24 protein-coding genes, 2 pseudogenes and 1 riboswitch are annotated in these 25,353 nt (G+C 52.1%); of the genes and pseudogenes, 17 read left to right on the top strand and 9 right to left on the bottom strand.

The features are described 5' to 3' along the window. Positions 1-22: 22 nt before the first annotated feature. From GON22_RS02800 to GON22_RS02775, 8 genes and pseudogenes are all read left to right on the top strand, one after another. On the top strand, positions 23-589 hold the full coding sequence (locus GON22_RS02800; RefSeq protein ID WP_160394613.1) for a GNAT family N-acetyltransferase: 567 nt from the start codon (positions 23-25) through the stop codon (positions 587-589). A 2-nt stretch (positions 590-591) separates the two neighbouring features. Beyond that, positions 592-1,275: pseudogene (locus tag GON22_RS02795) on the top strand (NtaA/DmoA family FMN-dependent monooxygenase); the annotation flags it as partial. Between the two features lie 148 nt (positions 1,276-1,423). Continuing rightward, positions 1,424-1,711: a glutaredoxin family protein gene (locus GON22_RS02790; RefSeq protein ID WP_160394612.1), complete on the top strand. Its 288-nt coding sequence runs from the start codon at positions 1,424-1,426 to the stop codon at positions 1,709-1,711. A gap of 222 nt (positions 1,712-1,933) precedes the next feature. After that, on the top strand, positions 1,934-2,386 hold the full coding sequence (locus GON22_RS02785) for a hypothetical protein (protein WP_160394611.1): 453 nt from the start codon (positions 1,934-1,936) through the stop codon (positions 2,384-2,386). A gap of 34 nt (positions 2,387-2,420) precedes the next feature. Further along, positions 2,421-3,131 carry a class I SAM-dependent methyltransferase gene (locus tag GON22_RS02780; RefSeq protein ID WP_160394610.1) on the top strand — a complete coding sequence of 237 codons (711 nt, stop codon included), beginning with the start codon at positions 2,421-2,423 and terminating at the stop codon, positions 3,129-3,131. 17 nt (positions 3,132-3,148) lie between these two features. Further along, positions 3,149-3,352 (top strand): hypothetical protein, encoded by a 204-nt coding sequence (locus GON22_RS25650; protein WP_202113070.1) that lies wholly within the window; start codon positions 3,149-3,151, stop codon positions 3,350-3,352. Then, positions 3,334-3,384: pseudogene (locus GON22_RS26665) on the top strand (hypothetical protein); the annotation flags it as partial. The gene GON22_RS25650 and the pseudogene GON22_RS26665, both read left to right, overlap by 19 nt. Positions 3,385-3,390: 6 nt before the next feature. Then, positions 3,391-3,537, top strand: coding sequence for a hypothetical protein (locus GON22_RS02775; RefSeq protein ID WP_237178985.1), 147 nt, complete (start codon positions 3,391-3,393; stop codon positions 3,535-3,537). A 199-nt stretch (positions 3,538-3,736) separates the two neighbouring features. Here GON22_RS02775 and GON22_RS02770 read toward each other — a convergent pair whose 3' ends face one another. From GON22_RS02770 to GON22_RS02755, 4 genes are all read right to left on the bottom strand, one after another. After that, entirely contained in the window at positions 3,737-4,639 is a 903-nt protein-coding gene (locus tag GON22_RS02770) for an AraC family transcriptional regulator (protein WP_160394608.1), read from the bottom strand. Positions 4,640-4,651: 12 nt separating this feature from the next. Then, entirely contained in the window at positions 4,652-5,677 is a 1,026-nt protein-coding gene (locus GON22_RS02765) for a SepM family pheromone-processing serine protease (RefSeq protein ID WP_160394607.1), read from the bottom strand. A gap of 244 nt (positions 5,678-5,921) precedes the next feature. Continuing rightward, entirely contained in the window at positions 5,922-6,419 is a 498-nt protein-coding gene (gene queF / locus GON22_RS02760) for a preQ(1) synthase (protein ID WP_006037732.1), read from the bottom strand. A gap of 14 nt (positions 6,420-6,433) precedes the next feature. Then, a riboswitch (PreQ1 riboswitch) is annotated at positions 6,434-6,478 on the bottom strand. Between the two features lie 521 nt (positions 6,479-6,999). Next, positions 7,000-7,377, bottom strand: coding sequence for a VOC family protein (locus GON22_RS02755; protein WP_160394606.1), 378 nt, complete (start codon positions 7,375-7,377; stop codon positions 7,000-7,002). A gap of 164 nt (positions 7,378-7,541) precedes the next feature. Between GON22_RS02755 and GON22_RS02750 the strand changes: the two genes are divergently transcribed. The 4 genes from GON22_RS02750 (at position 7,542) to GON22_RS02735 (ending at position 11,425) form a co-directional block, all read left to right on the top strand. Further along, positions 7,542-8,423 carry an RNA polymerase sigma factor gene (locus tag GON22_RS02750; RefSeq protein ID WP_160394605.1) on the top strand — a complete coding sequence of 294 codons (882 nt, stop codon included), beginning with the start codon at positions 7,542-7,544 and terminating at the stop codon, positions 8,421-8,423. A gap of 30 nt (positions 8,424-8,453) precedes the next feature. Then, positions 8,454-9,038: an ATP-dependent Clp endopeptidase proteolytic subunit ClpP gene (gene clpP, locus GON22_RS02745; RefSeq protein WP_160394604.1), complete on the top strand. Its 585-nt coding sequence runs from the start codon at positions 8,454-8,456 to the stop codon at positions 9,036-9,038. A gap of 268 nt (positions 9,039-9,306) precedes the next feature. Further along, positions 9,307-10,398, top strand: a complete 1,092-nt coding sequence (locus GON22_RS02740) for a citrate synthase/methylcitrate synthase (protein ID WP_160394603.1) — start codon at positions 9,307-9,309, stop codon at positions 10,396-10,398. A gap of 118 nt (positions 10,399-10,516) precedes the next feature. Beyond that, positions 10,517-11,425, top strand: coding sequence for an alpha/beta hydrolase (locus GON22_RS02735; protein WP_160394602.1), 909 nt, complete (start codon positions 10,517-10,519; stop codon positions 11,423-11,425). A 69-nt stretch (positions 11,426-11,494) separates the two neighbouring features. Here GON22_RS02735 and GON22_RS02730 read toward each other — a convergent pair whose 3' ends face one another. Continuing rightward, positions 11,495-11,638: a hypothetical protein gene (locus GON22_RS02730; RefSeq protein ID WP_160394601.1), complete on the bottom strand. Its 144-nt coding sequence runs from the start codon at positions 11,636-11,638 to the stop codon at positions 11,495-11,497. 412 nt (positions 11,639-12,050) lie between these two features. Between GON22_RS02730 and GON22_RS02725 the strand changes: the two genes are divergently transcribed. Then, complete coding sequence (locus tag GON22_RS02725) at positions 12,051-13,796, top strand: bifunctional metallophosphatase/5'-nucleotidase (protein WP_237178984.1); 1,746 nt, start codon at positions 12,051-12,053, stop codon at positions 13,794-13,796. A gap of 90 nt (positions 13,797-13,886) precedes the next feature. Here GON22_RS02725 and GON22_RS02720 read toward each other — a convergent pair whose 3' ends face one another. Beyond that, positions 13,887-14,294, bottom strand: a complete 408-nt coding sequence (locus tag GON22_RS02720) for an NUDIX hydrolase (RefSeq protein ID WP_160394600.1) — start codon at positions 14,292-14,294, stop codon at positions 13,887-13,889. 180 nt (positions 14,295-14,474) lie between these two features. Further along, positions 14,475-15,803 (bottom strand): FAD-dependent oxidoreductase, encoded by a 1,329-nt coding sequence (locus tag GON22_RS02715; RefSeq protein ID WP_160394599.1) that lies wholly within the window; start codon positions 15,801-15,803, stop codon positions 14,475-14,477. Between the two features lie 434 nt (positions 15,804-16,237). On the opposite strand from GON22_RS02715, the gene GON22_RS02710 reads away from it, so the two are divergent. From GON22_RS02710 to GON22_RS02700, 3 genes are read left to right on the top strand one after another with little or no spacing between them, the layout of a single operon-like run. Further along, positions 16,238-17,182, top strand: a complete 945-nt coding sequence (locus tag GON22_RS02710; protein WP_160394598.1) for a TauD/TfdA dioxygenase family protein — start codon at positions 16,238-16,240, stop codon at positions 17,180-17,182. A 38-nt stretch (positions 17,183-17,220) separates the two neighbouring features. Then, positions 17,221-18,243 carry an aliphatic sulfonate ABC transporter substrate-binding protein gene (locus GON22_RS02705; protein ID WP_160394597.1) on the top strand — a complete coding sequence of 341 codons (1,023 nt, stop codon included), beginning with the start codon at positions 17,221-17,223 and terminating at the stop codon, positions 18,241-18,243. A 40-nt stretch (positions 18,244-18,283) separates the two neighbouring features. Then, positions 18,284-19,201 carry a TauD/TfdA dioxygenase family protein gene (locus GON22_RS02700; protein ID WP_160394596.1) on the top strand — a complete coding sequence of 306 codons (918 nt, stop codon included), beginning with the start codon at positions 18,284-18,286 and terminating at the stop codon, positions 19,199-19,201. 862 nt (positions 19,202-20,063) lie between these two features. On the opposite strand, the gene GON22_RS02695 is transcribed toward GON22_RS02700, so the two are convergent. Beyond that, positions 20,064-21,518: a SulP family inorganic anion transporter gene (locus GON22_RS02695; RefSeq protein ID WP_160394595.1), complete on the bottom strand. Its 1,455-nt coding sequence runs from the start codon at positions 21,516-21,518 to the stop codon at positions 20,064-20,066. Between the two features lie 172 nt (positions 21,519-21,690). Then, positions 21,691-22,533 carry a M23 family metallopeptidase gene (locus tag GON22_RS02690; protein ID WP_160394594.1) on the bottom strand — a complete coding sequence of 281 codons (843 nt, stop codon included), beginning with the start codon at positions 22,531-22,533 and terminating at the stop codon, positions 21,691-21,693. A gap of 185 nt (positions 22,534-22,718) precedes the next feature. Here GON22_RS02690 and GON22_RS02685 point away from each other — a divergent pair, with 185 nt between their 5' ends. Then, positions 22,719-24,932, top strand: coding sequence for a DNA topoisomerase III (locus GON22_RS02685; protein WP_160394593.1), 2,214 nt, complete (start codon positions 22,719-22,721; stop codon positions 24,930-24,932). Positions 24,933-25,353 lie beyond the last annotated feature (421 nt).

The following is a 25,353-nucleotide window of genomic DNA, read 5'->3' as shown; positions in this document are numbered from 1 at the left end:
AGGTTCGAGAGGAGCGATTGTTATGAGCCAAAATAACCGGATTATCGTACGGGATGCCGCTGTGGGCGAACGGGACATCGTGCGGCAGGTCATGCTAGGGGCATATGAGCAATATGAGTTATCTATACCTGCTTCGCTGTGGGAACCGTACCGTGCGGCAATCTCGGCATCCGTAGAGGGCGATGGGCCAACGGATCGGCTGGTAGCAGTATGGGATGGCGAAATCGTCGGCACGGCTCAGGTGTTCGATGGCTCGGAAAGTGCGTACGGCCGCGCTGAGCTTGCGATTTTTGGCCCGATCATTCGTTATATATCGGTATTGCCGAAGGCGAGAGGGCGTGGCATTGCGACGGAGCTTATTAAGGAAACAGCAGCTCGGTCGCTGGAGCGTGGTTATAACGTGCTGCATTTGCACACGTCGGATATGATGGCCTCGGCGGTTAAGCTCTATGAACGGCTAGGATTTGAGCGGGCGTATGACAAGGAGTTTAACAACGGGAACCATCTGGTGAAGAGCTATCGGCTGTACTTGCCCAAGAGTGCGCTGCTGTTCGGAACGGGTGGGCCTAACCTAAGGCAGGAGGCGTAATGATGGGCAAACGCAAACAGCTGCGCCTGGGCACGATTATCCATGGGGTCCCAGGCAATATGTCGGCATGGCGCCACCCCGATGCGGTTGCGGATGCCAGCGTGAATATTGATTTCTATAAGCAACAGGCATTGGATGCTGAGGCGGCTAAGTTCGATTTTGTGTTCATTGCGGATGGCTTATACATTAACGAGAAATCGATCCCGCATTTCTTAAACCGATTCGAGCCGATTACGATCCTGTCCGCCCTCGGGGCTGTAACGTCCCATATCGGGTTCGTCGGCACGGTGTCCACGTCGTACAGCGAGCCGTTTACGGTCGCACGCCAGCTGCTGTCGATCGATCACATTACCCACGGGCGCGGCGGATGGAATCTAGTTACGTCCCCGCTCGAAGGCTCTGCCCGAAATTTCAGCAAAGCACAGCATCCGTCCCATCCGGAACGGTACAAGATTGCGGCTGAATATTTGGAAGTGGCGCGTGGGCTATGGGATTCGTGGGAAGCGGACGCGTTCGTACGGGATAAGGAGTCGGGCGTCTTCTTCGATCCAGGGAAGATGCATCGGCTCGATCATGTAGGGCCAACCTTCTCCGTGCAAGGGCCGCTTAACATCGGCCGATCGCCGCAAGGGCAGCCGGTTGTGTTCCAAGCCGGATCATCGGAAGACGGCAGAAACTTGGCGGCTTGTTCCGTACCGAGTACGAATCGGCGACGCTGCGGGGCAATCTGGGACTGGCGGAGCCCGCTAACCGTTACACGCAAGCGCGTGAAGCAGGTAGCGGCGCGGAGCCGATTAAAGCGTAGGCTATATGAATAGTGGGAGGGATTTTTCGATGCCATCGAATCAAAAAGTAATCCTATGGAGCAAAACAGGCTGCCATCATTGTGCGCAAGCCAAGTCGCTGCTGGATTCGAACAACATCGCATATGAGAACATCAGCGTCGATAACAACGATGCGCTGCGCGATGTGCTGGAGATCAAATACGGCATTCGTTTTGTGCCGGTTGTCGAGGTAGGTGGGGCAGGCAAGTTCGAGGCTTGGACGGATTTGGATCTGGAGCACCTGCAGACGTTGGTCGGCGCGGTGAATGTAGGGCAACGTTTTAAGCATAACGTATAGAGAAGAGATAGAGAGAAGCAGAAGCGGCGGCGGAGTTGGGCAGAATAGATCGGGAGTTAGCGAAAACGGAAAACCAATGTGAAGCGAAACAAGCCTGCAGTCCACCCCTTGAAGGGGGGGACTGCAGGCTTGTTTTATTTTTCCAGATGGAGCAACTCTTATCGCCTGTATGGCGTTAGATATTATATTGGGGTTCAATAATTGGAAATAGGGGGGCGGAAGATGAATCGATGCCGATTAGCTTTATCGTACATCATCATCGGTCTGGCTATCGTCAGCCTGGCCATGGCGGGAGGCTGCGCGAAACATTCGCAGGATGTGGCAGAGGCGCAGGTTCAGGGGATATCGATCTTCACGCCAACAGCCCCAGAGTTTCGGATGAGCCCGACTGGACCGATGATGGATCAAGTGAGCGGGCTGGTCCACAGCAGCAAAGCATGTAACAAATGCCCTTTTGAAACGAAGGAAACATTCGTAAAGCATTCGGGGACAACGATCGTCATCAAGCTAAATAAGCAAGTGGCATGGACAGCGGATGGCAGGGTTGGCGATACGCTGCTGATCATTCCTTCCAAATCGAATATCGCGTTCGGTACGGAGGATAAGCTGCTGGAGTACGAAGCAGAGCAAGCGCAAGTGGATGCAGCTATGTCATTTTTTGGATTTCAGCAGTAAAATAGTGAAACGAGAGAGAGGCTAGGTGATCACTATGCGGAATTCAATTGACGAGATCAGGAAGCAAGAGAAGGCGTATCACGACCAATGTTACGAGAATTTGGAGTTGTTTGCAGAAGGCTCGTGGATGCATAAGCCAGTCGCTTCGGTGCTCCGGCATTTTGCTTATTTTGATGGGAAGCCGGAGGTTCACGTCCTTGATCTAGGGAGCGGCGTTGGGCGAAACAGCATTCCTCTAGCATCGAAGCTGTCGGATCGGGCGGGCTCAGTCGTTTGTGTGGACTTGCTGGACTCGGCCATTACCAAGCTCACGCATTACGCAGCGCAATATGGAGTGACAAACACGATCCAGCCCGTGAAGTCGGATATCGGGCGTTATCGGATTGAGCCGGATTCGTTCGATTACATCGTTGCGGTGTCTACGTTGGAGCATGTGGATTCGGAGGAGGCGTTTGATCGAACGCTGGCACGCATGGTGCACGGGACGAAGAACGAGGGGATCAACTACATTCTAATCAGCACCAACATTAGAGAAAAGCATATGGCCTCGAAGCAATCGCTTCTCCCGATGTTTGAGCTACTATTTGATACGGATAGTTTGGTTCATAAGCTGCAATCGCATTACGAGGGATGGACGGTTCTCGAACAGATCGTTAAGCCATACGCACTCGAAATCGAGCGGAACGGCGAGTGTGTTCTGCTAGAGAGTGATGTTTTGATTTGGGCGGTTCAGAAAATGAACTAGCGCGTAAGGAGGCTAGTATGCTGCACACGATTGATACCGTCCTGTTCGATTTAGACCAGACCTTAGTCGATAAAGACCAATCTTTAATAAATGTTGCAACCTACCAATATGAGCAGTTTTCTTTGGAACGATTTATTTCAGATAAACGGGCATTTATCGCCCAATTCTCCCAATTCAATCATATGATCATGCCATATTCCACATGGCTCTGGATCAATTAGGTGCTTCGAGCGCGCACACTGTATTTATTGGGGATAGTATGCAAGCCGATATAATGCCGGCGAAGGAGCTTGGCATGTATACGATTCTGAAAAGCAAAGATCATTCCTATACGGGACCGGATGCAATTAGTGATGATTTATTTCAGCTCCCGACTCTTATTAATCGGTTATCCGGGATGAAATAATAAAAGGGTGCTGTCCCGAAAGTCATTTCCAAAAGACTTTTAGGACGGTTCTTTCAATTGTATCAAATGTGTACAACTGCGATACACCGCATGTTGCTATACGACGTACACCGCTGCAGCCTGCACACATACACAACACCAACCGCTGCAGCGCAAAAACAGGGTTGTCCCTCAGCCGTCATGGCTACTGGGACAACCCTTATTGTGTTTCATCATGCAGCACGCCCAGCGCTCTCTTCCGATAATCCGAAGGCGAATAGCCAGTGGCGCTTCTGAACTTCTTCGAAAAATAAAGCGGGTCGTTAAACCCGGCCGCCGAAGCTACTTGGTCGATCGCCATTGCTGTGTTGGCCAGCAGCGTTTGGGCGCGTTCGAGCCGGATTGCCATCAAGTATTGCTTGGGTGACATGCCTGTCGTTCGCTTGAACATGCGGCTCAAATGCGTGCGATGATAGCCAAGGGTGCGGGACAGCTCGTCAATCGACACCAGCTGCGTGTAATGGAGCGACATAAACCGGATCGCTTGCTCGATCTGTCGGTCGATCGCAGCGGTGTCGTCCGGCGATGCCTGCCGCCTAGCTCCCCCGTTCGCCCGGCCAAAGCAGCCGAGCAGCAGGCGAAGCCAGCCAGCCGACTCGAGATCGGCGAGCGGTGCGTCTCCTGCGGGAGTCAGGCTGTCCTGCAAGGAGCGGTAGAGCATGCGGATATCGGGAAGGCTGCTGCCTGTGATAACCGGGCGCTCCGGCGTTACGCCGACATTGGCAAGCAGCAGCGTGCTCGCCGTGCCGACAAAGCTAACCCATACATAATGCCAAGGGTCGCGTCCATCGGCTTGATAAGAGAACAGCTCCCCGGGGAAGATGACGAACGAATCGCCTGCATGGCAAGGATAGGTCCGCCCGCTAACTTCATAAACGCCACGCCCGGAGAGCACGGTGTGGACGAGAACATATTCATGAATGGCGGGGCCAATCGTATGCAGCGGATGTGGGCGGCCTTCCCCGCTGAACAGAACGGCGAGCTCGCCGCTGCCGGGGGAGGGATTGATCGCCAGCTTCATAAAATCATGCTCATGCGCCGTATCTTCAGGTGGCTGCGGCATCGCGGTATCCTCCTAGGCTTTCCAGTTGTGCAAGTAATCGACGGCTTCCTTCAAAGTCGCGACAGGCACGATGCGCAGCGTATAGCCGCGTTTCGAAGCTTCATCAATTGCATCCTGCGCGTTCGTGCTGGACGCATCCGTATCCTTCGGACAGAAGAACAGATCAACGCCCGCCTTATGCGCGGCGACGATTTTATCCCGCATGCCCCCGATTTGCCCAACTCTGCCGTTAAGGTCAATCGTGCCTGTGCCCGCTATTTTCAGCCCATGCGTCAAGTCCTCCGGCAGCAGCTGGTCGAGAATTTCGAGCGAAAACATAAGCCCGGCAGAAGGGCCGCCGATCTCTGACTCGGCGAACGTTATGCTTCGCGAGGAGGAGATGGCATACTCGGGCTCGAACACGGCACCAATGCCGGGCTGATTCGAACCGTCGATTCCAATGAGCTTCACTTGGCCGGCATGCTGCTCGCCATCACGCAGATAGGTGAGCGTTACGGTATCCCCGACCTTTTTGCTGCTGCCTAAATAGTCGATAACCGCAGAAAGCTCCTTCACAGCAAGATCATCCACCTTTATCAGGACATCCCCAATCTCAAGCACGCCTTGTGCATCGGAGCCCGGCTGCAGCATGCGCAGAAACTGGCCCGTGACGGTTGGTTCGACGGTTAGGCCAGCTTCGCCCATCGCCGCGGCAACAGAGGTTTGTTGGGAGGAGGACCACATATGATCAAGCACACGCATATACTCCGCATCGCTAAGATTGCCCTTCACATCGGACGCTTTACGTAGCTCTGTATCCTTGGCGAACAGGCCGTAGAGGACTGTCGCGACGTTGTTGGCGCGAACGGATAGCACAGTCGTGAGATTGAAGGTGCCTTTGCTATCCTTCTTGCCATCGGCTACGCTCACCGCTGCGGACAGCGGCTCCACCGTGCCGGGTTGGTACAAGTAATAGGGCATCGGCAGCAAAAACAAGATCGCATATAAGGCCACGAGGGCGATTGCCCAGCGGGTAAGCCGTTTGTGCATCCATTTCATCGATTCGATTCCTCCTAGAAGCGGTTCAAGCTTCTGTCTTAATCAAGTTCTATCATTATCGCATAAAAGCAGATAGGTTCCCAGTTGGCCCCTTTTACAATAACACTACGTATTGCTTGGGCATATTAAACCGCACACGAAATAACCCCAAGCGGGGCAACGGATAACCTGAGCGGTTCCTCCGAATGCTCTCGAAAGGGGGTATCTTCGTTCGCGTCAAAAACGATCCGATGACTGCTGACGGTTAACGGTTATCGACTTTCTCCGGGTACATGTCATGCTGGAACAAGCGCTGCTCCGCCACTTGCTCGTATTTGGTGCCCGGCTTGCCGTAGTTGCAGTATGGGTCGATTGAGATGCCGCCGCGTGGCGTAAATTTGCCCCACACCTCGATGTACCGAGGGTCCATGAGGGCAATGAGGTCGTTCATGATGATGTTCATGCAATCCTCGTGAAAATCGCCATGGTTGCGGAAGCTGAACAGGTACAGCTTGAGCGACTTGCTCTCTACCATTTTGATATCGGGAATGTAGCTAATATAAATCGTCGCGAAGTCCGGTTGGCCAGTGATCGGGCATAGGCTCGTAAACTCCGGACAGTTGAATTTCACCATATAATCGCGATACGGATGCTTGTTGTCGAACGTCTCCAGTACGCCTGGCGCGTATTCGAACGGGTATTTGGTTCCTTGGTTGCCGAGGAGCGTTAGGTCGCCCAATTCCTCATGTTGTCTTCCTGCCATATTGTCATTCTCCTTTATGCTTAGTTTTTTAGAGAGGGAAGTTCGCGAACCTCTACCTTGCCGCTGCCAGCTTGTTCGCTTGGAGGGCTCGGATTTCGTGCCGTTTCGACACGCGGTTTCTATTATAGCAGGTTTTGGGCGCATAGACGGAGACGGAAATATTAACAATGTGATCGAAAGTGGCGGAACGGTGAGCAAACAGGCAATAAGGAATGGGCAATAGGGTAGATTTATCTGCCCTAATGGGGAGGATACGCAAAAAGGGAACGAATAGGGCAGGAAACTGTGCGCTAAAGCGGGAAATGGCAGCGGAAGCAGCGGGTTCAGTAGGCAATAGAGTGGATGCGCGCGGTTGCTGGAACGCTAACGGACCGTACAGCCTCTAAATGGCGAATTTGCGGGCGTTCGTAATTTTAACGGACCTGAGGGCCGTTATTTCCCGAAATACTGCAGGTTTATGGCTCATTCACGCCAAATAACGGCTGCTGGGTCCGTTACATTTTTTTAAGGGCTGATTTTGCCTAAATAACGTCCCCTCGGTCCGTTAGCGCGAAAGTCGGCATACTTGCGACACGTGGCATTAAGCTGTCCACTCCAAAAACTCCAACCGATTGCCGAACGGGTCGTTCACATAAAATCGAATGGCACCTTCGTCTGCCCGTGCTTCATCATCTATAATAGGAATACCATATTGAAGCAGGTTGCTTCGTAATTGTTCAAGATTTTGCACATGGAAGGCAGGGTGTGCCTTGGTTGCAGGAACGAACGGTTGCTGCACGCCGATGTGGACTTGGTGTGCGCCGCATTGGAACCAAACGCCGCCACGCTTTTTTAATGGCTCGGGTTTCGGCACCTCTGCCCATCCCAGAACCGTATGGAAAAAATGGCGAGCTTCATCTTCGCATCCCACTGGTGCTGCAAGCTGAACATGATCAAGACCCAAATAGTTGTATGCCATATCAAAATTGCTCCTCGTATTTCATTGTATAAAACTCAGTTTCATTTAATGAATTCATTATAACGTGATAATACAAAAAAAGTAAACAATGTCCGTATCCTTTCGCACCCTAAGTTTCGTTATACAGGTGGGAGAGAAACATTAAAGCAAGCAGGAGGTGCAGCATGAGCGGAGACGTTCGGCATGCGGCAAAGTCGGGAGAAGGGCAGGATCGGGTGGCATCGCTCTATGCGAGCCATCATCATCAGTTAAAGCGGTTTTGCCGCAAACTGGCGGGGTCATCGTGGGATGCGGAGGATCTAGCGCAGATTACATGGATGAAGGTGTGGACAACGCTTCAGCGAAATGCGTTAGGGAACGGCAGCACGGTGACTAGCTCGTACCTATACCGGATTGCTGCGAATGCATGGACGGATCGTTGCCGCCGCAAAAGCGTTGCATGCCAAGAGCTGACCGGCGAGCTCGTCGAGCGAATAAAGGCGGAGGAGCTTTCAGCGCCTCAGGCCAGTGCTCTTCATGAGGCAATGGAGCGAATTGTCGCGGAGCTGACTCCCCTCCAGCGGACGATTATGCTGCTCATGTCTGCTTTGCAATTTACTGCTGCCGAGACAGGGGCGCTGCTCGATATGACAGAGGGCGCTGTCAAAGCCGGCCTTCACCGGGCTAGAGCGAATTTGCTTAAGCAGAGAGCGGGAAGCAAGTTTGGAAGGCGCGAGGTGGATGAGCAGCTCGTCTATGCTTATTTGGATGCGTTCCGAAGCCAGAACGTGCAGGGGCTGCTGCTGCTGCTCAATGCAGGGGAATCGCAGGACGTGTTGCCTGCGGTGCAGGGCATTCGGCTGGCGCCGCCAGTTCGCGCGGCAGCGAATGTTTTGCAAGCGGAAGCTGTTGCCGTCGGCGAAATGCATGCGATGTATGAATTGCATGATGCTGCGCAGGCGAATGGCCGAGTGGGCAGCTTCTATGTAGCGGGCGGAACCGTTTATAACGGCAGCGATTTGCTGGCGGAAAGCTGGAGCGGCAGTGTAATGCGGCTAGCCTCGTAATGACATTTTGAGCAAAAGTGAGGGGATCCTATGTCTTCTATCGTTCCTTATGTAGTCGAGCAGACGAATCGCGGAGAGCGGTCGTACGATATTTATTCCCGGTTGCTGAAGGACCGGATTGTGTTCTTGGGCTCTGCGATTGACGATCAGGTCGCCAACGTGATTACAGCGCAGCTGCTGTTCTTGGCGGCGGAGGATCCGGAGAAGGACATTCACTTCTATATCAACAGCCCGGGTGGCTCGACGTCGGCGGGGTTCGCGATTTTGGATACGATGCATTACATTAAGCCGGATGTGCAGACGATCTGCGCGGGGATGGCGGCTTCGTTTGCGGCGATTTTGCTGCTGTCGGGCACGAAAGGAAAACGGTTCGCGCTCCCAAACAGCGAAGTGATGATTCATCAGCCGCATGGCGGCGCGCAAGGGCAGGCGAGCGATATTGCCATTACCGCCAAGCGGATTGTAGGCATTCGGGAGAAGCTTAATCGAATCACGGTCGAGCGAACGGGGCAACCGCTGGAACGCGTCGAGCAGGATATGGACCGTGATACGTATATGTCGGCTGATGAGGCACTGCAATACGGGATTATTGACCAGATTATTACGAAGCATTGAAATGATAGCGGATTATGCAGGCTGCCGAGCATGAATTCGGCGGCCTTTTTTAATTTCACTTCTGTTAAAATATTGCATTAATTATATATTTATTAAATAAAATACGCACCATAAAGAATATTATCGAATTTATGAATATATTTTATTTTTTACGACTGAAATCGACTATCACCTTAATTAATTGGTGTAATAAGTATAATCTATTGGTTATAGTTTACATTTATGTGTATGATTTTAGGTATATTTAATGAGAAGCGGAGGTATTGACATGGTTCAGTTTCCTGGATTAGAAGGTGTTGTGGCTGCAGAGACCGCAATTAGCTTAGTGGATGGGCAACAGGGCATGTTGATCTACAGAGGGCATTGGGCGAAGGATTTGGCTGTAAACAACTCTTTTGAAGAAGTAGCATATTTGCTGTGGTACGGAAGATTTCCGAGCGCCAATGAATACGAGGCGTTTATAACGAAATTCAAAAAATATCGTGTGCTTGGAGCAGATGAGAAAAAGGTATTGGAGAGCCTTCCGTTACAGTTGGATGTGATGAGTGCATTACGAACGGTGATTTCGAGCATGAGCCATACCTTCACGGCATGGCCTCCGACAGTTGATGACGCAATCCGAATAACGGCAATTGCCCCAACCCTAATAGCAAACCTTAACCGCAGGAACAGGGGCGTGGAATTTATTGAGCCTCATCCTGATTTGAATCATGTTGCGAATTATTTATATATGCTCAAAGGCGAGATCCCCCAGGAAGCGCATGTCGCAGCAATGAATGCCTATGCTATTTTGACTATGGAACATGGCATGAATGCTTCGACCTTCTCTTCAAGGGTCGTTGTATCAACGCAGAGCGATATCGTTTCCGCGATTTGTGCCGCAATTGGAGCGATGAAAGGGCCGCTTCACGGCGGAGCGCCTTCTGAAGTCATGGCTATGCTTGATGGGATTGGTTCAAAAGAAAATGCTGAACAATGGATGAGGGAGCATCTTGGGAAGGGAAACCGTTTAATGGGCTTTGGCCATCGTATTTATAAGACTAGGGACCCTAGAGCGGAAGCGCTCAAAACGGTAACCAGCAGGCTTGCTTCGGAAGACCCGTGGCTAGATTTGGCCGTTTATGTTGAAGAGCTTGCGATAAAAATACTGGATGAGTACAAACCAGGAAGGCGATTGTATACGAATGTAGAATTTTTTGCAGCTGCAGTATTACGGTCGGTCGAAATGCCATCAACTCTGTTTACTCCAACATTCACTTCCAGCCGTTTAGTAGGATGGACCGCTCATATTCTCGAACAGTCCCAAAACAATCGAATTTATCGTCCGCAATCCGAATATGTCGGTGAAATGCCGATTTAATCGTTGATGAAATTGTAGATTTGCAGGAACTCGTTGCCGATCCGCCATTAAAAGGGACCCCTCCATTGCGATAAGCTGGATGAGCAGAAAGAAAAGCACTTATCCATTGGAGGGATCTATGATGAAAGTTAGAAAGCTGCTGTTCGTCGTCATATCGTTGTTCCTGCTCATGCAACAAAGCGTATTCGCAGAGGCGAAGCAGGAGAAGGAGAACGTGAAACATTCGGCTTCGTCGACGATGAAAGTCTCGTTCTACAGCGAGGCGTTACGCCAAAATATGCGGATGAACGTCTACTTGCCGCCGGATTATGAGGCGAAGGAGAAGTACCCTGTGCTTTACGTGCTTCATGCGTACAAGCTGAATGAGGACCATTGGTTCCAAGCGCTTCATATTACGGAGCAGGCGGATACGTTGATCGCAGCAGGCAAGATCGAACCGATGATTATCGTAGCGCCAGAGATCGATAACAGTTGGGGCATGAACGCTGCGGATGTGAAAAAAATATGGCTTGGCGATCCAACCGATCCAGGCGCCTGGTATGAAGGACGTTACGAGGATTACATTACGCAAGACGTTGTTGGGTACATCGATAGCCATTTCAAGTCCAATAAATCGCGTAACAGCCGCTATATTGGCGGTACCTCGATGGGCGGATACGCCGCGCTTCATATCGGATTCCGCAACACGCAGCTCTTCAGCAAAATCGGAGGGCACGCGCCGGCCGTCTTCCAAGACGACATGTGGAAGCCGCTGTTTGACTGGATGTATCCGAATGAAACGCAACGTAACGCGAAGGATCCGCTTCGTTTGGCAGCTACGGCGAAGCTAAGCCAGACGAGCGTCTACTTGGATTGCGGTGACCTAGATGACTTTAAGGCTGCAACGGGCAAACTTAACGAAATTTTGAGTGGCCGCAAAACGAGGGAATACGAGTTCCACCTCATCCCGGGCGGCAAACATGACGACGCTTACTGGAGTGGGCAGATGGCGAACTATTTGGCTTTCTATGGCGGGATTGAGAAGTAATAAATAGTGTGTGAACAGACCGTTGAGGAATTCCCTTAACGGTCCTTTTTTTTATTGTCTAATACGCGACTAATTAGTATTGGAAATGTTCAAATGATTAATAGCCATCTGTCCGTCATATCCGAAACATTGGATAGCAAGATGCCCATGAATCACTTCGTTATATTTCCACTGCAGCGCAAAATACTCGTCGTTCGGGAGCTTAGCCTCCACGGTTGCTAGCCACCTCCGTTCATTCCAGGTTCCGCTGCCCCCAGGTACGTACCAGAACATGATCTCCTTCGTGGCTGCCGCCCGAGCCGAAACTTTAAACTCACCTTGGCGTGGGAGGGTATGCCAGTTATTTGAGGATGGATAATTGGTGTGTATCTCTAAAATGACTGGTTCTGCAGCTACAGCTTCTGCGGTTAAGGGAGGGGCAAGCCATAGCGTTGTAAGAATCCAAGCAAGCATGATCATTTTTATGTCGAGGCAACCTTTCTTTGTTGATCTCTAATCCATAATGTTCGCAAGTTCAAGACGTTCATTCGTCATCCTGACTGAGACACAACTTGCCCCGAATACATCGCTGTCCCTGCTTTTGGGGAAAGCTGTAAAAACAAACGTATCGGGAGGGGAGCTGGCTTTGAAATCACGGTCGGGACGCAGCAGCATCTACAAGTTTGCCATCGTAATGATCCTTATTGTATTGCTTACAAAAATGAGCACAGACGCTGAGAGCGGTGTTGCCGGAGCTGAGAAGGCTAGAGGAACCCAAGCAGCCGGGACCAAAGACGATTTTCAACTCCGCATCCTGCACACCAACGACACCCACGCGCATCTGGACCTGATCGCCCGTCGCATAACCGCAATTAAGCAGTTACGAACGCCCAATACGCTGCTGCTGGATGCAGGTGATGTGTTCGCGGGCACGCCGTATTTTACACAGTATGAAGGGTTGGCGGATTTATGGTTCATGAACGCTGCCGGGTATGATGGGATGACGTTCGGCAATCATGAGTTCGACCGAGGGACGGGGACGTTGCGACCGTTTATTCAAGGTGCGTCTTTTCCGTTCGTTAGCGCAAATATTACGTACAAGGATGACCCTAATCTAGGCCCGTTGCTTGTAGATCGAGCAGGCGCGCAAGGGGAACCGGGGCATATCTATCCGTCTATCATCCGCGTGATCAATGGTGAGCGGGTAGGCATCATCGGCCTTACAACGCCAGAAGCGGCAGCGCTCTCCTCTCCAGGCCAGCATCTCGTGTTTCGAGAGGCAATGGAGGCCGCCCGTCATGCAGTTGCGGCGTTGCAAGCGATAGGCGTGAATAAGATTATTGCCTTAACCCATCATGGACTAGCGGCTGATCAAAAGCTTGCCGACACGGTTCCCGGCATCGATATTATCGTAGGCGGGCACTCCCATACGAGGTTGGCGGCTCCAGCTGTTCGGCACGCGGATCGTGAGCCTACGCTTATCGTGCAGGCTGGCGAGCATGGCACAGATCTCGGGCAGCTGGATGTTCAATTCAATGGCTTAGGGGTAGTGACGAATTGGAGTGGAAAGCTGATCGCACTCGATGAGACCAAGCCAGACGGTACGCCATTATGGCCGGGGGAGCCTGCATCGGCGGCTAAGCTGAAAGATTTTGCTATGGCGTTGGAGCAAGTCAAGGGGATGGTTGTCGGTAATACGAAAGTAACGCTCGACGGTGAGCATGCACATGTACGCACACGGGAGACGAACTTAGGTAATTTGATCGCAGACGGCATGCTGGATAAAATAAAAAGCCTTGTTCATGAACCAGATGCCGAAGGTTACATCGCTATCCAGAATAGCGGCAACATTCGTGCTTCGATCCGCCGTGGACCGATTACGCTTGGAAATCTGCTAATGGTAATGCCCTTTAGCAACAAGATAACAGCGCTTAAAATGACAGGCGACGAAATCATCGCTGCCCTTGAGAACGGAGTGAGCGGCGTAGAGCAAAGGGAAGGAAGGTTCCCACAGGTTGCGGGCATGCGATTCTACTATGATTCGTCGAAGCAAGGGGAGCGGGTGGACGCCGTGACCCATATTCGGGAAGCGGGACATCGTATCGTGAAAGTACAGCTGCTCCGTGAGGACGGTTCTTATTCAAATATTAAGCCGGATGCGCTGTATGTCGTTGCGACGAATACATTCATGGCGAGAGGAGGAGATTTCTACACATCCATGAAGCGGGCGAGCGACGCCGGACGGCGGTATAAGCTGGAGCTGTTGGATTATGAGGTGATAAGCGGCTACCTAGGCAAGATCGGACGAGTTAGGGCGGGGGTTGAGGGGCGGATTGTGGATTTGAGAGGTGTACAGATGGCACGATTTCATGAAACTGGAAAAAAGAAATAAGTGCAAAAAACGGTACCGTCTTAGGTGCCGTTTTGCTTCAAAATGCGGTGATTTAGAAACCCTTATTACTCTTGAGCGAGAAGTGTCTCATCAGAAAATGATTTTGCTCATCTTTACTTGTTCAATCATATGTCCAATATTGCCTTCACCCGCAAATAAGGCCATATCAAAAAAATCCTGATTCAAATCAGACCAGTATAATTGATTCTCATCACCTGAGACTATTACATCATGTTTGAGTTTGCCTGCATAAACCTCAACATAGCAATGTTGCAGATAATATTTGAAATCCATTAGGTGATGCAAGATGATATCTCCCTTTGAAATGTTCGTTTCTTCAAGAAGTTCTCTGTAAGCAGCGTCCATCCCGGTTTCACCAATTTCGATTTTACCGCCAACGAGATTGCTTAACCCTTTATAAGGGTTCTTTAATCGTTTACACATTAGCAACCGATCCATGTTTTTATTGTAGATCATTAGGACATTGTAACCTTGCATAATTTCGTCTCCTCATTGTTGAATCTTGGATATAACAATATTCAACAAAGTTGTAATACTACCTTTTTGTTAGATCGATACTGCATAAGATTTGTCCAAATGACCAAAAAAACGAAGCATTCTGAGGCACAGGATGCTTCGTTCATATCAAATCGAATATATACAGACCTTATCCCTGCCCTACATCGCCTGCAACCCAGCCTGGTTCAGCAGATTCCATGGCTTGTTGTAATGCGGCTGGAAGAAGAAGTCGACGAAGCTGAGCTCATCCATCGTCATGCCGTTTTGGATGCAGACCGACATCGTATTGATCGCTTGCGTCAGGTCAGCCTTCGACATGACCTGTGCCCCTAGAATGCGGCCGGTATCGGCTTCATAGACGACCTTCAGCAGCGCTTTTTCATAGGTTGGCATAAACTCTGGCCGATAGTTTTCTTCAATTGTGACATTTTTCACAATCATGCCCGCATCGATTGCCGCTTGCTCGGTCATGCCGGTCGAAGCGATGTTGTAGTCATAAATTTTGATGCCCGACGTGCCTTGCGTGCCGAGGTAGCGAACAGTCGGTATGATCAAATTGCGCGCTACTAGCGTGCCCATTCGCACCGCATTCGTCGCCAGTGGGATGTAAGCGTGCTTGTGTGTTGGATTGAACATGACTGCGCAGCTGTCGCCTGCGGCCAGCACATCTGGGTGGCTCGTACGCATATATTCGTCGACAATAATCGCGCCATTCGACAACATTTCCACTTGGCCTTTGAGCAGTTCCGTGTTCGGGCGGAAGCCGATGCAGAGCACAACGAGGTCGGTTTCATATTCGCCTGCTGTCGTAATGACTTTGCTGACTTTGCCGTCTTCGCCTTCAAAACCAGTTACCGTCTGGCCAAGTTGAAGCTTGATATGGCGCGATTCTAGCTCATTTTCAATGCCGTCAGTAAACGTGCGGTCGAGATATTTGAACAGAATGCGGTCCATGTTGTCGATGAGGGTAACTTGTTTGCCAAGCTCCTCGAATGCCTCTACAAGCTCGATGCCGATATAACCTGCACCGATAACGGTCACACGATCTGCATGTCGAGCTTTGTCGATAATGGTTTGTGCATGGCCGTAGTTTTTGCATAACTGAATATTGTCGAGGTCCATGCCGCCGAGCTTCGGAATGATCGGCCACGAGCCGGTCGTCACGACAAGCTTATCGTAGGTGTCGACCCTTGCGATGCCAGTCTCCAGATCCCGAACATGGATCATATGTTCATCAGCATTGACCTCAAGCACGTCATGCCGCATGTTCATTTGTACGCCCATGTCCGTTAGCTGCTGGGGCGATGCATAGAATAGCTTCTGTACATCCTTTACGACGCCGCCGACATGAAGGGCAATGCCGCACGATAGGAACGATACGTTGTCATTCCGTTCATAGACCGTAATTTGGGCTTCGGGATAGAGTTGGGCCATTTGGGTAACGGCAGCCGTGCCTGCATGTGTGCATCCGATAACAGCGATTTTCATAGGGAATTCCTCCTAAATGGTTTCGAGTGGGGAGTGATGTGATTAATTTCACAATCTACTATGTGATTTATTTCACAACCTCTTGTTGCTCTTATCATATGCAATTGGAGACGGTTTGGCAAGGGCTTGTGATTAATTTCACAATTCATCCACAACTATAATTGGAAGCGGAAATTATTTGAAAAATAAGGGTTGACAGGCAGCAGGCACAACTGGTACGATGTAGCACATCAAGCAACGGCACGACGGAATGAGCCAATGCAAGACGCACTAAACCGAATATTTCAAATCGACTGGATCACCAGAGATTTACGATAATCAGCGTTCGAATGGCGGAATGTCAACGCGCTGAATAGAGTAAATCTTTTTTTTACCCATTAATCCCGACTAAACAGGTGTGTTAAGTTAACTAACCAATGAGGAGTGTTGAACTAATGAGCTACCAAACACAAACGCAAAACCAAACAAACGATTATCTTTCCCGCAGCTACTCGCCCAAACGGGCATTCCATAGCGGAGCACGCTCCCTGACGAAATGGGTGGAAGGTGAGGAAAACCAGCCGTACACGCTGTTCACGGTGAAGCCGCTTGGGCCTATCATCGGCGCAGAGATCGAAGGCGTTGACCTGAGCCAGCCGGTTGGGGCGGAGCTAAAGAAGGAGCTGCACCGCGCTTTCCTCGAATACAAGGTGCTGTTCTTCCGCAACCAAGACATTACGAGCGAGCAGCATTTGGCATTCGCGAAGCTGTGGGGCGAGCTGGAGAAGCATCCGTTCCTGCCGCAAGGAAGTGCGGAGGAAGTGACGCGATTCGCTAAGGATGAGAAAGTGACGGGCATGGAAAACATCTGGCACACCGACGTAACGTGGCGGCTTGATCCAGCGCTAGGCTCGGTGCTTCGCTTGACGGAGGTTCCGCCATTAGGCGGCGATACGATCTGGTCGGATATGGCTGCTGCTTATGATAATTTGCCGGAAGCGGTGAAAGAGCGGATCGATGGCTTGACCGCCATTCACGACTTCACGCCGAGCTTCGGACGCGCACTGTCGCCAGAGTTATTGGCTGTGAAGCAAGTTGAATTCCCGGCTGCCGAGCATCCGGTCGTTCGCATCCATCCAGAGACGGGACGCAAGACGCTGTTCGTCAATGGCGCGTTCACGATTCGCATCGTGGGGCTGGAGCCGCAAGAAAGTGAAGAGCTGCTGCAATACCTGTTCGACCAAGCGAAGACGCCAGAGTATCAAGTTCGCTTCCATTGGGAGAAAAATTCGATCGCGTTCTGGGATAATCGCGCAACGCAGCACTACGCCGTATCGGATTACTTCCCGCATCGCCGCGTAGCAGAGCGTATCTCCATCGTGGGAGATCGGCCTTACTAAATTTATTTGTTCTTACATATAAAAAGGGGGTTTTCGCAATGGCCAACATTAACTGGAAGAAAAAAGCCGGATTCGTACTCATACTCACATCGCTCGTCGCAACGGTGCTGGCAGGCTGCGGAGACAAAAGCAAAGATAGCAGCACGACTAGCGCTTCGGCGGCTGAATCTAACGGCGACACCATTAAAGTCAACATCGCGATCAACGGCGGCATTAACGCGCTGACGGTGGCGAGGGAGAAGAAGCTATACGAGGAAGCGTTCAAAAAGCTGAATGCAGAAGTCGTATGGAGCAAGTTCCCGAGCGGTCCACCGCTGCTTGAAGCGCTTGTAGCCGGACGGGTGGATTTATCGTTCCTTGGCGATGGCGCGGCAATTACAGGATTGTCCAATAAGCTGCCGTTTCAAATTATTGGCCTCAACTCGCTAGGGAAATCGAATAGCACGATTCTCGTGCCGAAGGATTCTTCCATTCAGAAGCTAGAGGATTTGAAGGGCAAGAAGGTAGGGCTCGCGAAGGGCACGGTCGCCAACGTGTACTTGATCAAAGTGCTGAAGGAGATTGGCTTGAAGCAGTCAGACGTGAACCTGATCAATCTGCAAGCGGATGATGCGCAAGCGGCATTTGAGAGCGGCCAGCTCGATGCATGGATTGTTTGGGACCCTTATGTGACGCTCAACTTGAACAAAGGGAAAGCTCGCGCAATTCCGGTAGACACAGAAGTGCTTTCGCCAGGTTCCCTCATTGCCCAAACTGATTTTGCCAAGAAGCATCCTGAGATCGTCGTGGAGTTTCTGAAGGTGTACAAACAAGCGTCGGATTACGAGCTTGCGCATAAGGATGAGTCGGCTAAGATTTTCGAAGAGCAGACCAAAATCCCAGCAGATGTGATCAAGCAAATTCTTGATCGCAGCGAGCCGATCCTGTCCCCGTATACGCAGCAAGCGCTTGATGCGCAGCAGGCGACGGTTGACATTCTCTTGGAAAGCAAGTACATCAAGCATTCCTTTGTATTCAAAGACGCTGTGAGCGATTCGTTCGTCACAGAAGCTTTGAAATAAATTGCATCACCACTAAACCAAACTATTAGGAGGAATCAAGATGAGTGAATTGACGCAGAACCAACAGGTCCAATTGGAAGTAGTGCCGGTAGCAGGACGAATCGGTGCAGAGGTAAAAGGGTTGCGGTTGTCGGGCGATCTGGACCGTGAAGATGTCGAAGCGATTCAGCAGGCGCTGCTGCAGCATAAAGTGTTGTTCTTCCGCGGTCAACAGCATCTTGACGACGAAGAGCAGGAGCGTTTCGCGAAGCTGCTAGGTGAGCTGTATGCGCATCCGACAGTGCCTGTTAAAGAAGGCTCCAGCTCTATCCTCGAACTAAACTCCTATCATGGCGGCCGCGCCAACTCGTGGCACACGGACGTAACGTTCGTGGACGCTTACCCGAAAGCGTCAATCTTGCGTGGTGTTGTCATTCCAGCCGCAGGCGGCGACACGGTATGGGCGAATACGGCATCCGCTTACGAAGACCTGCCGCAGGAGCTTCGTGATCTCGCTGATAATCTGCGAGCGGTTCATACGAATGCATACGATTATGCAACGGCGATCCGCAAGGAAGTGTCCGAAGAGGATGCGAAGAAAAGCAAAGCGATTTTCGAATCGACGGTGTACGAAACGGAGCATCCAGTCGTACGCGTCCATCCAGAGACAGGCGAGCGCCATCTGCTGCTTGGCCACTTCGTGAAACGGTTCGTCGGCTTCCGTTCGCCGGACTCCGAGCGGTTGTTCCACATCCTGCAAGAGCACGTAACGCGTTTGGAAAATACGGTGCGCTGGCGCTGGGCGGAAGGCGACGTTGCGATCTGGGATAACCGCGCAACACAGCACTACGCAGTGAATGACTATGGCCAACAGCATCGCGTTGTGCGCCGCGTAACGCTTGCAGGCGATGTGCCAATCGGCGTAGACGGCCGCAGCAGCAAAGTGCTGAAGCCGGAGCCGAACGAGCAGCAGCAATAATTTTGTTGGATGAAAGGGAGCTGTCCCAAGCGATTATGGCTTGGGACGGCTTTTTATGCTTCATTGTATTTTATACAATGGGAAAGGCGGAATTGAAGGAATTTGAAGCTTTCATTGCATTCTTTACAATGCGAAAACCTATTTTTCCTCTCTTAAGGCTAATTAGATCCTTTTCATTCGGATCTCATTGCACGAACTGCAATCAGGATAATCAACTGTGAGGTGGCGATCCGAGATCATTGTATGATCTGCAATGGCTGGCAAGGAGCAGCTAAGATTAGTCGATAACGATAGTATAAACATTTTTGATTGCGGGCGAACCTATAGCGCCGTAAAATGGACAACGGCACCCTCTCGGGTGCCGTTTAGTGTAGCTATATTTAACCGGTGCGCAGACGACGCGCAATGATTCCCCGGTTTCTATGATGTTAAACATGTAGTCGTGCCTGTTTCGCTATGCTTCAGCAAAGCAATAACTAAAACAACGAAAGCCCTACCTCTCTTTCGTCCTTGCGGCTCCGAAGACCGCGCCAGTGTGAATCAGCGAATGGTGTTTAGGCGAGTGAACAACCAACCTTCGCCAGAGCGTCGGAAACGGGCATGAACGAGAAGCTATTTGCCAGGAAAAATAGTTTCTAAGAGGAATCCTACGGGGTTAAATATAGACAATACATTGTAGTATACAACATATTTGGTGATGATGCAAGTGATAAGTAAAAGTGGACTGTATGGCGAGTGCTCTGCCCAAGCGTAGTTTGAGACAGGCAGGCAAAGCAGCAAACAGCAAGCATGCAAGCGTGAACGCAGCAAGCATGCGAGCAAACAATCATGCGTGAAAGCAGCAGGCAAATAAGCAGGCGGGCTAATGCCCGCCTGCTGCTCCAAGCCCGATGCGCTCGACGAGCGCTTTGCTTTCGGCGTTTAAGCCGTAGACTTCAATTGCGATGCCGCGTTCGCTGTATTTGGCGATCATTTTGCTAATCGCTTCAACCGCGGATTGATCCCATACATGGGATCTGGTGAAATCGACGCGAACAGGTGCGGTGTCATGCTCGTAGTCGAACAAGCTGGCGAACGTCATCGTCGTGCCGAAGAACAGGGGACCTTGGATGACGTAAGAAATAACACCGCTCTGTGGGTTAACCGTCCGTTCAGCGCGAATGCGCGCCGCACGCCAAGCGAAGACGACGGCGCTGATCACGACGCCCGCGAGCACGCCTTTGGACAAGTCATGCGTTGCGACGACGATGCCGACGGTGATGAGCATCACAAGCGCATCCGAACGCGGGACGCGGTGCAGGTTGCGCAGCGCGCGCCAGTCAAACGTGTCAAAACAGACCATAAACATGACAGCGACAAGGGCAGCCATTGGAATATGCTCAACGACGCCGCGGAACACCATAATGAGCATGATGAGGAAGACGCCTGCGACGAGTGTCGATAGCCTTTTGCGCCCGCCCGAACGGGTGTTGATGACGGATTGGCCAATCATGGCGCAGCCGGCCATGCCGCCGAAGAAGCCGGTCACGACGTTGGCGATGCCTTGTCCGCGAACTTCGCGGTTCTTATCGCTAGACGTGCCTGTCATCTCATCGAGCACCGAGGCGGTCAGCAGCGATTCGGTTAAGCCGACGATGGCGAGCGACAGGGCATAAGGGAAAATGACCTTCAGCATGTCCCACGATACCACGACATCTGGCAAATGGAACGACGGCAACGTGCTCACGATGTGGCCCATATCGCCGACCGTGCGTACATCGAGCCCGAACAAGGCGGCGATGATCGTAATGATAATGATTGCAGCCAGCGTAGATGGAATGACGGTTGTGAATCGCGGCATGCCATAAATAATAAAGAGCGCAGCGCCGACCAAAGCGTACATGATCCATCCAGCGCCTGTGAAATGCACAAGCTGGGCGGTAAAGACGAGGATGGCGAGCGAATTAACAAAGCCGGTCATGACGGGCTGCGGAATGAACGTGACGAGCCGGCCGAATTTTAGCAATCCGAGCGTGAATTGGATGATGCCGGTTAGAATCGTGGTGGCGAATAAATACTCCAGCCCGTAGTCTTTGACGAGCGTGACCATGAGCAATGCCATCGCGCCGGTAGCGGCGGATATCATGCCTGGCCGGCCGCCTGCGAAGGCGATGACGATGGCAATCGTGAACGAAGCGTAAAGCCCGACCATGGGATTGACGCCAGCGATAATGGAGAAAGCGATGGCTTCGGGTATGAGCGCTAGCGCAACGGTCATGCCAGACAGCACATCGGCGCGCGTGTTGCCGAGCCAAGCGGATTTGAACGATTGAATCATAGGAAAGAAAGCTCCTTCTGGAATAAGGTCAAGTAACGGGGGAACGAAAGGTTGTCCCGTTCGACATTATACTCCATTGCGCGGGGCAGGGGTATAGATTTTATTGTAAAAAAAGAGAAGCCCGCCATCGGATGGATAGCAGGCTTCGGGCTGGCGTGAACGGGGAGCGCGCTTAGCCGAGCTCCCACCATTTGAGGAACAGGAAGGGATCGACGGAAGCGTACGGGCTAGTCTTGTAGATGCCAAAATGCAAATGCGGATCGAACTTGCCTTTCGTGCCCTCAGGGCCATAGCCAGTGCTGCCAACGTAGCCGATCAACTGGCCTTTGCTGATGGCAGCCCCCTTGGCCATGCCAGGAGCGTAGCGGGACATATGCGCATAATAAAACTCGGTGGTGCCATCGACGCGTATCGTCAGCCGCCAGCCCCCTAGCTCGGACCAGCCAGCTTGTACGACGGTGCCGCTAAGTGCGCTGTAAATCGGCGTGCCCTCGGCAGCCATAATGTCGACGCCTTCATGTGAGCGGACGGTAGCGCCGTCGGATGACCAAGTGCGCGAATCCGCATACGTATTGCCGTACGGCGAATAGGTGCCCTTTTTCAATGGAAAGAAGCCATCACGGAAGCCCGCGGGGCGCTTGGGCACATTCAAGTCGAGGCCCTGCCAGATGACGTTCGGGTCCGCCAGTTGGCTATTCGCTGCCAAAAGCTTGTTTAGCGGAATGCTGTACCGGTTCGCGATAATCCACATCGTGTCGCCAGCCTGTGCTTTATAAGCAGTCATGTAGGACGGGGGCGGCACCTGCAGCACTTGGCCGGTGAGCAGCATGTCGGAGGTAAGGCCATTCATCTGCTTGAGCTTCGCAATCGTGGTATCGAATTTGACGGAGATCGACCAGAGCGAGTCGCTAGGCCCAACAGTATAGGAGGCGGCTGAGGCAGCCATAGGAGCGGCGGTTAGAAGGCTGAGCAAAGCCGTCCCGATGAGGTATGTACGCCATTTTTTAATTCGCATGATGGATTCCTCGCTTTGAATGAAATTTAGGATGAATTTCGGCGATCGATATGTAAGCCTTTACATCTATTAAACGTGCTATAGCGGGAGCTTGTGAAGCTGTAAATGCTGGGAATGGGCTTTTGACATGATTTGACCACATAGCTGATAATGGAGAGATCAAGCATGCAGGGGGAGAACATTGGATGAAATCGCTTGTATTGGCGGAAAAGCCGAGCGTCGCAAGAGAGATCGCGCGCGTGCTGGGCTGTACGAATAAAAATAAAAGCTACATTGAAGGTCCTAAATATGTCGTCTCGTGGGCGCTCGGCCATTTGGTTGGGCTGTCAGAGCCGGAGGATTACGATCCGAAGTACAAAACATGGAATCTTGAAGACTTGCCAATTATGCCGGGCAAAATGACGCTTAAGCCGCTCAAGGAAACATCCGGACAGTTCCGTGCGGTGCTGCAGCTATGCCGCCGAAGCGACATCAGCGAGCTGATTATCGCGACCGACGCGGGGCGCGAGGGCGAGCTTGTCGCGCGCTGGATTATGGAGCTGGCGCATTGGAAAAAGCCGTTCAAGCGCCTATGGATTTCGTCGCAGACAGACAAGGCGATCAAGGACGGCTTCGCCTCGCTTAAGCCGGGGCGGGATTATGACCGGCTGTATGCGTCCGCCGTATGCCGGGCTGAGGCGGACTGGCTGGTTGGGCTGAACGTGACGCGAGCGCTGACGAGCAAGTACAATGCGCAGCTGTCGGCGGGGCGCGTGCAGACGCCGACCTTGGCGATGATGATGGACCGCGAGCGGGAAATCAACGGTTTTCAGCCGAAGCCGTATTGGACGGTGTCGGCTGATTTGGGCGAGTTCCAAGCCGCATGGCGCAGCAGCGACGGGCATGACGGCCGGCTGTGGGAGCGCGCCGAGGCGGAAGCTGTTATTGCGCGGACGAGCGGCGCGGGCAAGCAGGCAATCGTGGATCAGTTGCGTACAGCGGAGCGGAGCGAGCCGCATCCGCAGGCGTATGATTTGACCGAGCTGCAGCGGGACGCGAATAAGCGGCTCGGCTTCTCGGCGAAGCAGACGTCGAACGTGCTGCAGCGGCTGTATGAGCAGCATAAGCTGGTTACTTATCCGCGGACAGACTCGCGTTATCTGTCCTCCGATATGGTGCCAACGCTCAAAGGACGGCTGGAAAGCGTCGCGGTAGGGCCTTACGCGCCGCTGGCAAGGAAGCTGCTGCGTTCACCGTTGCCTGTGACGAAGCGGATTGTTGATGATAGTAAAGTAAGTGATCACCATGCGATTATCCCGACGGAGCAATACGTGAATTTGGCCGCGCTTAGCCCGGAAGAACGGAAGCTGCATGAGTTAATCGTACGCCGATTCCTCGCGCTGTTTGCGCCCCCATGCCGTTATGATGAAACGAGCGTTGTGCTTCGCATCGGAGATGACCGATTCTATGCGCGTGGCAATGTGCTGAAGGATGCAGGCTGGAAAGAGGCTTATGGCGGTGTGCAGGCAGCTGATTTTGCAGGTGGCGAGGATGATGGATCCGATGAGGAATCCTCGAGTGGTTCGAGCGCGGGCGGCTCGCGCGGTTCGGGGCAGTTGCTTCCGCCGCTGGCCAAGGGGCAGAAGCTGCCGGTGAAGCAGAGCCGATTCCGCGAGCAGCAGACGCAGCCACCGGCTCGTTATAATGAAGCGGGCCTGCTGACCAAGATGGAGAAGTACGGGCTCGGTACGCCTGCGACGCGTGCAGACATTATCGAGAAGCTGCTGTCATCGCAGACGATTGACCGGCAGGGCAACCGATTGGTGCCGACGGGCAAGGGCAAGCAGCTAATTGAGCTAGTTGCCAATGACCTGCGCAGCCCGGAGCTGACGGCAACTTGGGAGCGTGAGCTGGAGCGGATCGCGAAGGGCCAAGGCGATGCGAAGCGGTTCATGGCGGACATTCGCCAGAAAGCGTCCGCTTGGGTGAATGAAGTGAAGCAGGAGACGAAGGAGTACAAGCCGCATAACTTGTCGCATGCGCGATGCCCGGAATGCAGCAAGCCGATGATCGAAATCAATGGCAAGCGCGGCAAATCGCTCGTCTGCCAAGATCGGGAATGTGGCTATCGCCGCTCGGCGGAGCCGGCATTGTCGAACAAGCGATGCCCGCAATGCCGCAAGAAGATGGAAATCCACACCGGCAAAGCTGGCAAGTATGCGCAGTGCCGCAAGTGCAATGTCATCGAGATGCTGGAAGACAAAGCAGGCGGCGGCAGTAGCGGTGGACGCGGCGGCCGTGTCAATAAGCACCAGCAGTCGCGCATGGTCGAGCAATTCAGCGACAAAGTTACACTCTCCGGCGGCCTTGCCGACGCGCTGAAAGCAGCGCTTGAGGGCAAAGGCGATTCGAGCAAGTAAAGGTTGTTTAGTTTGTTGGAAGGGCCGTCCCTAATGCCGTCGAGGCTAGGGGCGGCCTTTTTTGATAGTTTTGGGGAGGGAGTGGGACGGGGCGGCTAAGGGAGCGCTGGCTAGAATGATGGAGGTACGGTGGTCGGATGGCGAGTGCTGTAGCTGTAGTTGTAGTTGTAATTGTAGTTGTAGTTGTAGTTGTAGTTGTAGTTGTAGTTGTAGTTGTTGCAGTTCCGTAGTTGCATTGCATTTCATACAATGGCGAAGGTGCACGGGCCGTTGATCGGTGCTGCCATTGCACTCTGTACAGGGCTGTTGATTATCCAATTAATGGTCAAAGAAATGTATGAATGTTCTCCAAATATACCTTCCATTCAGGTGGTAAGGTCTGAATTGTAAATAAACGATCAAAATCGGCAAATGTCATTCG

This window comes from Paenibacillus sp. MMS18-CY102 (genome assembly GCF_009789195.1).
In the GTDB taxonomy this organism is placed as follows: Bacteria; Bacillota; Bacilli; order Paenibacillales; family Paenibacillaceae; genus Paenibacillus_T.
This window is presented reverse-complemented; position numbering and strand designations above follow the sequence as displayed.